Source organism: Actinosynnema sp. CA-299493, assembly GCF_050946825.1.
GTDB lineage: Bacteria > Actinomycetota > Actinomycetes > Mycobacteriales > Pseudonocardiaceae > Actinosynnema.
This window is the reverse complement of sequence record NZ_CP191993.1, coordinates 1,692,519-1,705,204: the sequence shown is the minus strand read 5'-3', so window position 1 is coordinate 1,705,204 and position 12,686 is coordinate 1,692,519. Positions and strand designations below refer to the sequence as shown.

Here is a 12,686-nt window from a genome sequence, read left to right as displayed (position 1 = left end):
AGGCTCCCTCCTTAGTATTCCGTAATTACGGATTATTGGAGGGAGATTCGTCGTGCTCCTGACTCGACGGAATCTGTTCCGGGCGTGTGGCGCGGCCGGCGCCGCCACGTTGCTGCCCACGGCCGGCGCGACAGCGGCTCCGGACGACTGGCTCGGCTGGTTGCGCGCCAACCGGCGGCACGTGGCCCTGGTGCTGGACGACGGGCGTGGTGGTCGGGTCTCGCACCGGCCGCACGAGCCGCAGCCGTTGGCGTCGGTGCGGATGGTCGCGCACCTGGCCGAGTACGCGAAGGGCTCCGCCGCGCCGGACGAGCGGGTGCGCGTCGCGGACTGGGAGCAGTACTACGTGGGTCTCGACGGTGGCGCGCACCGGGCGGCGTTGGAGGAGTTGGGCCTCCGGTGCTCGAACGGCGTCACGGCGGACGACCCGCAGCGGTTCGTGACCGTGGGCGACCTGGTGGCGGTGGCCCGGCACGGCGACTACGCGGCCGGGGACTGGCTGCGTGGCCGGTTGGGCGTGGCGGTGCCGGCGTTCGCGGCCGAGGTGGTGCGGTTCGTGCTCGGGCGGTCGGTGGAGGTCGAGCGGTACGTGGGCGATCCGCGGCTGCGGCTCGAAGTGCTCGGGAAGCTGTCCGACGTGCCCCGGACGTACGAGGGGCAGCGGTCGTGGGCGCGGGGGACGTGGGCGGGCACGGCCGCGGACGTGCACCGGACGTGCCGGGAGTCGGTCGGCGGCGTGGTGGTCGGGTCGCTGCCGGGGATCGTCGCGGTCGGCGTCGGCGTGCGGAGGGAGGACGGCCGGGTGGGCAGCGCGGCGGTGCTGACCAGGGAGGTGGACGAGGCGTGGTCCGCGCGGGCCGACGAGCTCGCGGGGTTGGTCCGGACGGCCTTGCTGGAGCCCGCTGTCCTGCGGGAATTCCACGTGGGCCTCTCGTAGGATCACCGCGATGGACCTGGTGCAGCGACTTGCCGAGCTGGAACAGCGCGTGGCCGCGCTGGAGGGCGACGAGCGGGAGGCGCGCCCTGCGGACGGGGCCGACGGCGGCGCGTTCGGCTACGGCGGGCAGGTGGCGTTGGGCGACGGACAGGTCTCGTGGCAGATCGACGTGACGCCGGAGCGCGCGCTGTCGTTGCCCGACCGGCCTCGGATCGAGGTGCTGTCCGCGTTGGCGCACCCCGTCCGGGTGGAGATCGTGCGCACCCTGCTCGCCCGGGGCGCCCAGCCCGCGACGGCGTTGCAGGAGGCCGCCCGGCTCGGGTCGACCGGGCAGCTGTACCACCACCTGAAGGCGTTGACCGGGTCCGGCCTGGTGGAGCAGGACAAGCGCGGCACCTACCGGCTGCGGTCCGCCGCGACCGTGCCCGTGCTCGTCCTGCTCACCGCCGCCTCGGACGTCGCGGGTCAGCTGCGCAGCTGAGGCGCGACGGTCTCCGCGATCAGCTCGACGTGGTCGAGGTCGGCCAGGTCGAGGACCTGGAGGTAGGCCCGGCTGACGCCGGTCTTCCCGCGCCACGCGCCGAGCTTGTCGACCACCTCGTCCGGCGTGCCGGCCAGGCCGTTCTCGCGCAGTTCGGCCACCTCGCGGCCGATGGCGGCGGCCCGACGGGCGACCTCGGCGTCGTCCCGTCCCACGCACACCACCAGAGCGGCGGAACGGGTGATCTCCGCCGGGTCGCGGCCGATCGCCGCGCACGCCGCGTCCACCCGCGCCAGCACCTCGACGGCGTTGTCCACCGGCTGGAACGGCAGGTTGAACTCGTCGGCGAACCTCGCCGCGAGCGCGGGGGTGCGCTTGCGGCCCGTGCCGCCGACCAGCACCGGGATCTTGCCCGCGGGCTTGGGCAGGGCGGGCGAGTCCGCCAGGGTGTAGTGCTTGCCGGCGAAGTCGTAGGTCTGGCCGACCGGCGTGCTCCAGAGGCCGGTGATGACCTCCAGCTGCTCCTCGTACCGCTCGAAGCGCTCGACCGTGGCCGGGAACGGCAGGCCGTAGGCGGTGTGCTCGGCCTCGAACCACCCCGCGCCGAAGCCGAACTCGACCCGGCCGCCGGACATCTGGTCCACCTGCGCCACGGAGATGGCCAGCGGGCCGGGGTGGCGGAAGGTGGCCGCGGTCATCAGCGTGCCGAGTCGGATCGTGCTGGTGTCGCGGGCGAGGCCGGCGAGCGTGATCCAGGCGTCGGTGGGGCCGGGCAGGCCGTCGCCGTCACCCATCTTGAGGTAGTGGTCGGAGCGGAAGAACGCGCTGTAGCCGGCGGCCTCGGCGGTGCGCGCCACCGCCAGCAGCTGGTCGTAGGAGGCCCCTTGCTGGGGCTCGGTGAAGATGCGGAGGTCCACCGCGACGACGCTAGTCGGCCGTGCGGGAGGGTCGCGATCCGAGCGTCTTCACCGGCGACGTGATCGTGAGCGCTTCTCGTCGGCCGGGACGGTCGGCGGGGCGTCGTCGCGCACGCGCAAGCCCTCCACGACGCGGACGATGGTGCGTTCCACCTCGGCGCTGGCCTTGCGCGGGTCCGAGGCGCCGGCGATGGTGCTGGCGCCCGCCGAGAGCGCGCCGAAGAGCAGTCGGCTCATGGTCTCCACCGGCAGCTGCTCCAGCTCGCCGGACGTGACCAGGGCCTCGATCGTGGTGCGCAGCAGGCCGTAGCTGAAGTGCTCCTCGGCCTCGCGCCAGCGCTCCCAGCCCATCACCACCGGCGCCTCGTGGATCACGATCCGCTGGTAGGCGGGCTCCAGGCAGACCCGCACGTAGGCCCGCAGGCCCGCGATGGCGGTCTCCCACGGGTCGCCGGGCGCGCTGACGATCTCGCCGAGCTTCTCGATGAACTTGGTCTCCACCGAGTCGAAGGCGGCCTCGAACAACGCCTGCTTGCCGCTGAAGTGGTGGTAGAGCGCGCCCTTGGTCAGGCGTGCCCGTTTCGCCACCTCGTCCAGCGAGGTGCCCGCGTACCCCCGTTTGGTGAACAGCTCGACGGCACTGTCCACGAGGGCCTGCCTCGTCGACTCCGAGTAGTCCAACCGCCTAGACCGCACTGTCACCACGTTCACAACCGTACGACATACCGACGGTACGTACTCGTGGTATGTTCGCCTCATCGGCCATACCGACGGTATGCCACAGACCTTGGGTATGACGCCGGTCACCCACCAGAGGAGGGCGTGATCATGAGTTGGTCCGACTTCTACCGACGGCGCGACGCTCTGGACGCCGTGCTCCGCGCCGCGTCGGGGGATCCCACGGCGCCCCTGACGTTCGACCGCGACCTGTTCGCCACCGAGGACGAGCTGCTCCTGGCGCTGCACTACCGCTGGATGCGGCAGCTCACCGGCCGGCTCGGCGCGGCGCTGGAGGACAGCGACGACGACCGCGTCGAGACCGTCGCCCGCACGTGGCGCGCGCTGGCCGACGAGCAGCCGGTGCTGCGCGCGGTGCTGGACGCGCACCTGACGTCCGCCGAGGCGATCGAGCGCGAGCAGCGCACGCTGGCCCTCACGGCGGGCTTGGCGGAGCTGTCCGAGCCGAGCGCGGACATCGCCCGCGTCGGCGCGGCGTTCGCGGGCCTGGTCCGCAGCCGCCCGGCCGTCGTGGCGGGCAGGCGCCGCAGGCTCGCCAAGAGCGCCTGACCGCCTGGTAGGTATTGACCCATGCCGAAGTGGAACGCCCGGAAGTGGGACATCACGGACATCCCGGACCAGAGCGGGCGCACCGCGCTGGTCACCGGGGCGAACTCGGGCCTCGGCCTGCGCACCGCCGAGGTGCTGGCGGGCAAGGGGGCGCACGTCCTGCTGGCCTGCCGGTCCCCCGAACGCGGGCAACGCGCGCTGGAGCGCGTGCTCGCCACCGGCGGGAAGGCCGAGCTGGTGCCGCTGGACCTGGCCGACCTGTCCTCGGTCCGCTCGGCCGCAGCGCTGGCGCGCGAGCGCACCGGTGACGCGCTGGACGTGCTGGTCAACAACGCGGGCGTGATGGCGGTGCCGCTGGGGCGCACCGCCGACGGCTTCGAGCGCCAGTTCGGCACCAACCACCTCGGCCACGCCGCGCTCACGTGGCTGCTGATGCCCGCGTTGCGCACGCGGCCGGGCGCGCGCGTGGTCACCGTGTCCAGCCTGGCCCACCAGTCGGGCCGGCTCGACCTCGCCGACCCGAACTACGAGGTGCGCCGGTACCGGGCGTGGAGCGCCTACGGTCAGTCCAAGCTGGCGAACCTGCTGTTCATGAGGGAGCTGGACCGGCGCACCCGGGCGGCGGGCGTGGACGTGACGTCCGTCGCGGCGCACCCCGGCATCACCGCCACCGAGCTGAGCGCCACCATGGCGCGGGCGCAGGGCAACCCGCTGCTGGGCCTCGGCGCCAGGGTCACCGACTTCTTCTCGCAACCGGTCGAGGTGGGCGCGTTGCCGCAGCTCTACGCGGCGACGTCGCCGGACGTCGAGCGGGGCGGTTACTACGGGCCGGACGGGTTCCGCGGCATGCGCGGCCACCCGGCGCCGGCGGGGTCGACGACCGCCGCCCGGGACGAGCTCGCGGCCAGCCGGTTGTGGGACTTGACGGCCAAGCTCACGGGCGTCGCGCCCGACCCCTCGTGACGTAGGGTTGAGGCCGTGACCGTCGTACCTGAAGGTCGGAAGCTGCTGCGGCTGGAAGTCCGCAACAGCCAAACGCCCATCGAGAAGAAGCCCTCGTGGATCAAGACCAAGGCGAAGATGGGCCCCGAGTACCGGGAGCTCAAGGGCCTGGTCAAACGCGAGGGCTTGCACACGGTGTGCGAAGAAGCCGGTTGTCCCAACATCTACGAGTGCTGGGAAGACCGGGAGGCCACCTTCCTGATCGGTGGCGAGCAGTGCACCCGTCGCTGCGACTTCTGCCAGATCGACACCGGCAAGCCCGCCGACCTCGACCGCGATGAACCGCGGCGGGTGGCGGAGTCGGTGCAGGCCATGGGTCTGCGCTACTCGACCGTGACCGGCGTGGCGCGCGACGACCTGGAGGACGGCGGCGCGTGGCTCTACGCCGAGACCGTCCGCCAGATCCACGCGATGAACCCCGGCACCGGCGTCGAGCTGCTGATCCCGGACTTCAACGCGGTGCCGGAGCAGCTCGCCGAGGTGTTCTCGTCGCGGCCCGAGGTGCTGGCGCACAACCTGGAGACCGTGCCGCGCATCTTCAAGCGCATCCGGCCGGCGTTCCGCTACGAGCGGTCGCTGGAGGTCATCACCGCCGCCCGCGAGGCGGGCCTGGTGACCAAGTCCAACCTGATCCTGGGCATGGGCGAGACGCCGGACGAGGTCACCGAGGCGTTGAGCGACCTGTACGACGCGGGCTGCGAGATCATCACCATCACGCAGTACCTGCGGCCCTCGCCCCGGCACCACCCGGTGGAGCGGTGGGTGAAGCCGGAGGAGTTCGTGACGCACAAGGAGACCGCCGAGGAGATCGGGTTCTCCGGCGTCATGGCCGGTCCCCTGGTCCGCTCGTCCTACCGCGCCGGCCGGCTGTACGCGCAGGCCGTGCAGAAGCGCGGCGACGTGCTGCCGGAGAACCTGCGCCACCTGCTGGAAGCCGGCAGCGCGGCGCAGGAGATCACCTCACTGTTGTCGGCTCGCTGACCACCACGCCGTCCAGCGCCCGGACGTAGTCGGATCCGAACGCGCTGGACGGCGTGTGCGCGCCGGGGGTCGTGCGGCTCTCCGCGCCGGTCAGAAGTTGGACCGCCTTGACCACCGAGTCCGCGGTGAGGTCGTAGGCGTTCGGCCCGGTGAGCGCGGCCCGCACCCGGTGGCCGTCGTCGTCCCAGACCTCGCCGAACACCTCGCAGCGGGTCTTGGCCCTGGTCGGGCCGCTGGGACCGCCGATGCGCTTGGCCAGCGCCCGGCCGAGGCGTTGTGCCAGGTCGGTGCGCAGCAGCGGCGCGGTGAGCGGCTGGAGCTTGCCCAGCACGCCTGGGATCGTGGTGAACGTCGTGATGTTCGGGATGCCGGTGGACCGGTAGGCCGTGCTGACGTCGCCCCACGGGATCGCGCCGACCTCCCTCGGCCGGTCGCGGAAGTGCGCCGTGCGGCGGCGGTGGCCGAGCGGGACGCCGCGGATCTCACCGCCCACCCGGGCCCGTCCCCCACCGCCCGAGCCTTCGACGGCGGTCAGCGCCGTGCCCGTGCTGGCGCCGCCCTGGACCAGGAACGCGAGGTCCAGGTGCGTGGCCGTGGGCAGGGCGTCGTGCAGCACGGCGGCGAGGCAGTCGGTGGGCACGACGTCGAACCCCGCGCCGGGCAGCAGCACCACGCCCGCGCGCTTCGCGTCCTCGTCCCGCCGGCTGACGGCCTCGAAGACGTCGATCTCGCCGGTGATGTCGACGTAGTGCGTGCCACTCTGGAGGCACGCGTCCACCATGGGCCCTGAGGTCGCCGAGAACGGCCCGGCGCAGTGCGCGACCGCGTCCACGTCCTCCAGCGCCCCCGCGGCTTGCTCAAGCCCGAAGACCCGGTGCTCCAGGCCCAGCCGTTCGGCGAGGGGCCGGAGCTTCGCCGCGTCCCGCCCCGCCAGCACCGGCCGCAACCCCCGTCGCACGGCCAGTTCCGCGACGAGCGTGCCGGTGAACCCGTAAGCGCCGTAAACCATCCACGTCATGCACTAGAAGCTACTAGCAGGTAGCTAGGTGGACGACCTGCGCCGCACCACGACGCTCCCGATCACCAGCAACGCACCCAACACGCAGACCGGAGCGGCCCAAGCCAACCGCTCCAACCGCAGCCGGCCGCAGATCTCGATGAACGCCGCACCCTCCACCTCGACCGCGACGGGGTCGAACCCCATGCCCACGCTGTTGCCGCAGGCGACGGCGAACCCGGACGGCGCGTCGGTGGACAGGGGCAACAGCACGATCAGCAACCCGGCCAGGAAGAACGCAACACCGACCACCGCGGTGACGGCCCTGGGCGACATGTGAGGAAGTTACGTCTTCGACGCGCCCCAGGGTAGGGGGATGTCACATCGGGGGACCTGGTTAGCAACCCCTAATGGGCCGTTCGGCCTACCAGGGACACGACCCGTGAACGACAGCCCAGGCCGTCCAGTCCACGGCCTCGACCCGACGAACGCCCACCGAGGCAATCGGCCGCCGAATCCACCCTCATGATCACAATTATCGCCGACGACGTGCGCGGCCGGATCCGGAACCGGTCGGTATCACCCGAAGGCCGCGCAGGCGACCCCCGGTGAGCGAACTGGAAATGCACCCGAATCACCGTCAACCGTTTAATGGGACCAACAGCCACTCCCCACGGCTGGACCGGAGGGGTGTCACCGGTCATGACCGTCTGCCATGCAGGCGTCTCAGCTGGCGTCAGCTGATCAGCCAAGCTGGATGGTTTCACCCTTGTGGGGGCCAATCCGCATGTTTGCGGTCGCACCGTCGTTGACGTGCATGAGCGTGTCTGGGCGAACGGTCCGCGGAGAGCGCCGAGCGGTACCACCCCTGCCCGAACAGATCAGTCCAGCTGATCACGGGGCCGTCGGCACGATCACACAGAGTGATAAATTTCCCCGCGATGAGGAATCCTTCCTCGACCCCAAACGCTTGCGTCACACGATCGAGTGAAGGCTTAAAACTGTGCAGCCCTAAATCCCGGGAGCAACTTCCACCCGACCCTTCAGGCGCAGTGAAGCGTGACTGGAAACATCGCATCAGTTATGCATGAGGAGTCGCCGCTGGACTTACCAAAGGAGCCGTTCGCCGACAGGCACCATCCGAGTGGCCAATTCACTCGTTACGGGGGCCACACTCGATCACAGTGTCATCCAACGACACGAGCGACCCCAGATACGGACGCGGTCCCCTGCGCCAACAGGAGACCGCGTGATGTCCCGTTCCGTCTCCGTGGCTTGCAACCAGAAGAACGTTCGGAGGAACAACTGTTGAGTCTAGAGCTGTCCACCCGGTCCCGGCTAGCGTTCGAGCAGGCTCGACCGGGTGACGTCGTCCGCATGGGCATTCGGCGCAGCCCGGTCGTGCACCACCTGCCGGCCGCCCCTCGACCGAACGCCGCCGGACCGGCCGCGTCGGAGCCCGTGAACGGCATCGGCCGCCTGCCGACCATCGCCGCCCTCCACCACCGGGCCCGGGTCCTCCTCGGTCTGGCCATGCTCGGCGCCGTCGTGGTGCTGCTCGCGCTCGGTGCGCTGGCGGTCGTGCCTTTGATCGTCTGCACCGCAGCCGCCCTGGTGACCTTCCTCCAGCCGCCCCTGCGCGTCACCGCCTAGCCGTTCGGCCGACCACTCTCTCGACACCTGCGACGAGGTTCGACTCGGGCACGCCCGACACCACCTCGTCGTGCCCAGGAGACAAGGACCACAGTTTTGAGCCGCCAGCCGCTTCCGACAACCCCGATGTCGCTCTACCGCTTCCGCAAGGGCCTCCCGTTCAGGGACTACCTGGCGTTCTCGGAGAGCGTCGTCGTCGAGTACGACGGTCCAATCATGATCAACGAGGTGTCGGCCCACCTCGTCGCCGGTGTCCGAGCGGTGGACGCCCCGATCTGGGCCAAGCACGTCATCCGGTTGAGTGGCCAAGCGCTGTCGCTGGCGGGCAGCGCCCCGTTCGCGGTGGTGCTGGTGCCCATCGGCGACTGGGTCATGGCCGCGGCGTGGGGCGGTGGACGCCACCTGCTCGACGACCTCGTGCTGGACGAGGGCTTCGGGCTCCTGTTCGGCATCCGTCGCCTCGACCCCACCAAGTTGCGCACGGTGAACAGCAGCCTGCTCGACATCTCGGCCCGCACCACGCAGACCTCGTTCCCCTCGGGCAGCACGGTTCCAGGCTTCCGGATCGACCCCGCCGGCGAGCTGGTCACCGGCGTGGCGGGGAAGGCGGACATGAGCGGTCTGACGTACCACGAGGCGACCGGCGGCAAGCAGTACCGCATCCGCGCGGGCGACTCGCTGAACATCCAGGTCGGGCACTCGCCGAAAACGTTCCTGGCCGACCTGGAGACGATCTGCCGCGTCGTCGAGCAGAGTGACGCGAACTCGCCGCTGAGGTTCATCAGGCAGGTCCGCCCGCTCGGCGACAACGACCTGCGGTTGTCGACGTTGGAGGACCGCCTCGCATCGGCGCTCGGCGGCGACGACCGGCACGGCCCCCTTGGGCTGTGCTGGCCCACCGCGGCAGCGGCCCACGTGGACCGCGCGAACTCCTTCCACACCAACAACGTCGGCGGCTTCGGACCGCTCGACCTCGACGCCGACCTCGACATCGCGGACCTCACCGAGCGCTTCGCCCGGATCCCGGTGTTCGCCAGGGTGAGCGAGCTGAAGCAGGCCAGGCTGATCCCGTGCGCCGACGCGCACGGCGAGGAGCTGATGACGAGGCCCGTCCCGATGGACCGGTGGGTCGCGTTCGAGACGACGGTCGAGGACCGCACGTACTGCCTGCACCAGGGACGGTGGTACGAGATCGGGCAGGACGCGGTGCAGCGGGTCCGGACCAGGGTGGCGGAGCTCCTGGAGAACAGGAGCAGCTTGACGTTCCCGCTCTGGTCGCCGTCCGGCGCTTCGGACGACGAACACCGTTACTGCCAGCAGGCCGCGCGGCAGCCGGGCTACCTCTGCCTGGACCGCGACCTCGGCCACACACCGATGCACCCCAGGTTCGAGTTCGCCGACCTGCTCGGCCCCGACGACGAACTGGTGCACGTCAAGTGGCTCACCCGCGCCACCGCGGCAAGCCACCTGTTCACCCAGGCCCGCGTGTCGGCGTGGGCGCAGCGCCTCGAACCCGAGGCGCTGCGGCAGCTCGACGCCAAGGTGCGAGACCTCGACCCCGGACGCCGCGTCGTCGAACGCCCGCGAGTCGTGGTCCTGGCCGTAGCCGGCCGCCGGTGGGACGTCGACCAGCTCTTCACGTTGTCGATGGTCGACCTGCTGCGCCTCAACGAGGACCTGCACCACCACGGTGTCGAACTGCGCTTCGCCGACATCCCGTTCGCCGCGAAGCGGAAAGGCGGCGACAGGACCGGACCGGCGAACGGTCGTGCGGCCTGATCCCCGCCTCCGTTCGCCGACCCTTCACGAACACCACCACCGACCTGAAGGAATCTCCGTGACGTTGTGGCTCGATCTCGCCACGGCAACCCTGCAAGCCGCGGTCGCGGTACTGGCCGTGGCCTCGGCGGTCATGCGCACCCGCCGACCACCCCGCCGTGACGAGGACTGACGAGGACCCGCTTCCGACCGCCGCTCCCGGCCGCCACGTGCGAGGCAGCCGGGAGCGGCGTCGTTCCTTTCCAGGCACCCCCGCATCAGCGCGCCCGAAGCTTCTGTCATCACACCGATTGTCGCGCGGTCGGTGCGATCAACGCCGGATCATCACTGCGGCTGTCGGGCGTGACCGGAACCCTCGTCGGTCCGTACGGGCCATTCACGCCTGACCGACGAACACCGCCTTGTCGGAGCCGAAGTCGGGCTGCAGACTGATCTGGAGTTCTCCGGGCTGCGCACCGACGGCGAAGGTCGTCTCGTACGCATAAGTCTTGCCGGGTAGCACAGTGGCGTTCTCCAAACCACCGCTTCCGCATTCACCACTGGAGTCGAACACCGTTTCCGCTTTCCGGCCGTCGAACTGCGCATCACCACCGAACGACAGCAGCCCGGCATCGAACGGCTTGTCGGTGCCGTTGACCACGGTCACGGTGACTTTGACCGCCCGAGCGATGTTCGACGGCGCCGCGTACTGACCGGGGGTGCACGGCGCGGGCGCGGAGACATCGACGGCCAGGCCGTTGGCCCAGGTGTAGCGCTGTCCCCAGGTAGGTGGCGCCTGTGCCGCGTCGGGCTTCTGCTCGACCTGTGCGGAACCGTCGGTGCCGCCGCTGACCTGTCCCTGGTTCGTCGAGCCGTTGATGATCTCGTCGAACTCCTCCACCGCCGCTTTCTGCGCCATGACGGTGAATACGATCGCGAGGACGCACAGCACGACACCGATCACCGCGAGGATCTTCTTGGTGCCGAAGAGCGCGATGAATCCGAGCACGATACCCACACCGGCGACGACCGCGGTCAGGTTGTTGAGGATGATGATGGGCGAGCCGACAACGCCGACGATGCCGAGGATCAGGGCCGCCCACGCGAGCGCGCCGAACCGGTTCGGCCTTGCCACGACCTGCGGCGGGGGCGACTGCTGGTACGACTGCGGAGGAAAATCTTGCTGGTGTTCCATGGCGCACTTCCTCGAATTCGGTGTACGCCGGAGAATCGCAGGCCGCGTGGAGGACGTTACAACGCATACCCGGCCGCTATCGCGGTGAGCACGATGTAACGCGCGACCACTTTCCTTCGATAGGGCGCATCACAGAAAATGAATCTTGTTCAAATAGCGGTCGAGGCACTTGCTCGACGGCATCGAGGGCCAGGGACCAGGAGGCCTGCAGCCGAAGCACGCAGCAGCGCCACGGCGCTCTTGCCGGGCGGAGCGAAGGCGCGCAGCGCTGAAGTGAAGCCCGCCGACGTGGGGGCCAGGGGCGACAGCCACGGCGGGGGTCCGGGGGCGGAGCCCGCCGGGCGGGGTCTGGGGGTTGCACCCTCCAGCGGGCACAGTGGGCGTCGTCGAGGCCCTTGCACACCCCTGTCGGGCGGTACGACGTCTGTTGGCGCTGGCCGAGACGTGGCCGGAAGTACGGGACGACACAGGTACCGACGCGCCATACCGCACCATGCGGCCGCTTCGTCCTCAGGAGATCGACGCTCTGGTTGAGGCGTACGAGGCCGGTGCAGGCGTCAAGACGCTCGCCGAGCGGTTCGGGGTACACCGAGCAACCGTGGGCCGCCACCTGCATAGCCGTGGCATTGACACGACTCCCCCGGCGCTGACAGCAGCGCAGGTCAAGACAGCGGCTGAGTTGTACCAACAGGGTTGGTCACTGATGAAGATCGCTCGGCGGTTCGACGTCAACGACGGGACGGTGTGGCGGAAGTTGAAGGCAGCAGGCGTGAGGATGCGGCCAGCGACGAACGCGGAGTGGATGGAGAAGCGGAAGACTACGTAGTGAGTTTGGGTATTGTATTTCTTAACCTGGCACGCGCTTGTTTCGCCGGAATCGGCAGTTAACATCTCCCCGCTGCAGAGTAAGCACACCTCGCCCACTAGGCGCAATATTGCCGCCCCAAAGCCCGACGAGGCAGGCCAGTACAGAAATCTTGCGTAGTGCAACAAAAATGCGTTACCATATTAGTCATGACAGAAGGATATGCGCCGTGACCACTGGATACATTGAGGCATCTTCGTTGGCAAAGAAACACAATATTAGCATCAGCACCATAAGAAGGCGGGTTTTCGAAGGCAAACTTTTTCCCGGCGCCAAGAAGAGGCAAGTGGGACTTAAAGAGATATGGATTATACCGCGCAGCGAAGCCGAAGCCGCTTCACTGAAAGACATATCACCTAAGCTTCACCACAAAAGACGTCATAGTGCCACTGATCTTACGACCGAGCAAGCAAACCCGCTTGCGGTTAAGTCACTTGAAGATAGGATCGCGAGACTTGAACGACTCTACGTGAAGCTTGCTACTGACGGTTTGGAGTCGACTGTTACGCTGCGGTGACCAACATGCCGAACATCAGTCGGAGCGAGAGGAAACTTCTCCAACTTCTCGGCGATAAGCGGTTCTCGGCGGATCATGCCCTACATCACCATATCG

14 protein-coding genes are annotated in these 12,686 nt (G+C 69.3%); 9 read left to right on the top strand and 5 right to left on the bottom strand.

The window, feature by feature from the left end; genetic code table 11:
• The first annotated feature begins 52 nt into the window (after window positions 1-52).
• A complete protein-coding gene (locus tag ACQPYE_RS08235) occupies window positions 53-937 on the top strand; it encodes a hypothetical protein (protein WP_498720355.1) in 885 nt (294 codons plus the stop codon).
• 10 nt (window positions 938-947) lie between these two features.
• A complete protein-coding gene (locus ACQPYE_RS08230; protein ID WP_498720354.1) occupies window positions 948-1,418 on the top strand; it encodes an ArsR/SmtB family transcription factor in 471 nt (156 codons plus the stop codon).
• Here the strand turns inward: ACQPYE_RS08230 and ACQPYE_RS08225 are convergent.
• Together ACQPYE_RS08225 and ACQPYE_RS08220 are read right to left on the bottom strand one after the other, a co-directional pair.
• Window positions 1,403-2,335 (bottom strand): LLM class F420-dependent oxidoreductase, encoded by a 933-nt coding sequence (locus ACQPYE_RS08225; protein WP_498720353.1) that lies wholly within the window; start codon window positions 2,333-2,335, stop codon window positions 1,403-1,405. The genes ACQPYE_RS08230 and ACQPYE_RS08225 overlap by 16 nt on opposite strands.
• A 48-nt stretch (window positions 2,336-2,383) precedes the next feature.
• Entirely contained in the window at window positions 2,384-3,031 is a 648-nt protein-coding gene (locus ACQPYE_RS08220) for a TetR/AcrR family transcriptional regulator (protein WP_498722864.1), read from the bottom strand.
• 132 nt (window positions 3,032-3,163) lie between these two features.
• Here ACQPYE_RS08220 and ACQPYE_RS08215 point away from each other — a divergent pair, with 132 nt between their 5' ends.
• The 3 genes from ACQPYE_RS08215 to lipA are packed head-to-tail and all read left to right on the top strand — an operon-like array spanning window position 3,164 to window position 5,605.
• The gene (locus tag ACQPYE_RS08215; RefSeq protein WP_498720352.1) at window positions 3,164-3,622 is read left to right on the top strand and encodes a hypothetical protein; all 459 of its coding nucleotides are present in this window, start codon (window positions 3,164-3,166) and stop codon (window positions 3,620-3,622) included.
• 21 nt (window positions 3,623-3,643) lie between these two features.
• Window positions 3,644-4,585 carry an oxidoreductase gene (locus tag ACQPYE_RS08210; RefSeq protein WP_498720351.1) on the top strand — a complete coding sequence of 314 codons (942 nt, stop codon included), beginning with the start codon at window positions 3,644-3,646 and terminating at the stop codon, window positions 4,583-4,585.
• Between the two features lie 15 nt (window positions 4,586-4,600).
• A complete protein-coding gene (gene lipA, locus ACQPYE_RS08205; RefSeq protein WP_498720350.1) occupies window positions 4,601-5,605 on the top strand; it encodes a lipoyl synthase in 1,005 nt (334 codons plus the stop codon).
• Here lipA and ACQPYE_RS08200 read toward each other — a convergent pair.
• Window positions 5,580-6,623: a saccharopine dehydrogenase family protein gene (locus ACQPYE_RS08200; protein WP_498720349.1), complete on the bottom strand. Its 1,044-nt coding sequence runs from the start codon at window positions 6,621-6,623 to the stop codon at window positions 5,580-5,582. The two genes, lipA and ACQPYE_RS08200, sit on opposite strands and share 26 nt — an antisense overlap.
• 24 nt (window positions 6,624-6,647) lie before the next feature.
• Window positions 6,648-6,938, bottom strand: a complete 291-nt coding sequence (locus tag ACQPYE_RS08195) for a hypothetical protein (protein ID WP_498720347.1) — start codon at window positions 6,936-6,938, stop codon at window positions 6,648-6,650.
• Window positions 6,939-7,910: 972 nt separating this feature from the next.
• Between ACQPYE_RS08195 and ACQPYE_RS08190 the strand changes: the two genes are divergently transcribed.
• Both ACQPYE_RS08190 and ACQPYE_RS08185 read left to right on the top strand, forming a co-directional pair.
• Complete coding sequence (locus tag ACQPYE_RS08190; RefSeq protein WP_498720346.1) at window positions 7,911-8,255, top strand: hypothetical protein; 345 nt, start codon at window positions 7,911-7,913, stop codon at window positions 8,253-8,255.
• Between the two features lie 126 nt (window positions 8,256-8,381).
• Window positions 8,382-10,034, top strand: a complete 1,653-nt coding sequence (locus ACQPYE_RS08185) for a TIGR04141 family sporadically distributed protein (protein ID WP_498720345.1) — start codon at window positions 8,382-8,384, stop codon at window positions 10,032-10,034.
• Between the two features lie 376 nt (window positions 10,035-10,410).
• Here the strand turns inward: ACQPYE_RS08185 and ACQPYE_RS08180 are convergent, their stop codons facing one another.
• Window positions 10,411-11,208, bottom strand: coding sequence for a hypothetical protein (locus ACQPYE_RS08180; RefSeq protein ID WP_498720344.1), 798 nt, complete (start codon window positions 11,206-11,208; stop codon window positions 10,411-10,413).
• Between the two features lie 376 nt (window positions 11,209-11,584).
• On the opposite strand from ACQPYE_RS08180, the gene ACQPYE_RS08175 reads away from it, so the two are divergent.
• Window positions 11,585-12,034: a hypothetical protein gene (locus ACQPYE_RS08175; protein ID WP_498720343.1), complete on the top strand. Its 450-nt coding sequence runs from the start codon at window positions 11,585-11,587 to the stop codon at window positions 12,032-12,034.
• Between the two features lie 208 nt (window positions 12,035-12,242).
• A complete protein-coding gene (locus tag ACQPYE_RS08170; protein ID WP_498720342.1) occupies window positions 12,243-12,590 on the top strand; it encodes a hypothetical protein in 348 nt (115 codons plus the stop codon).
• Window positions 12,591-12,686: the final 96 nt, after the last annotated feature.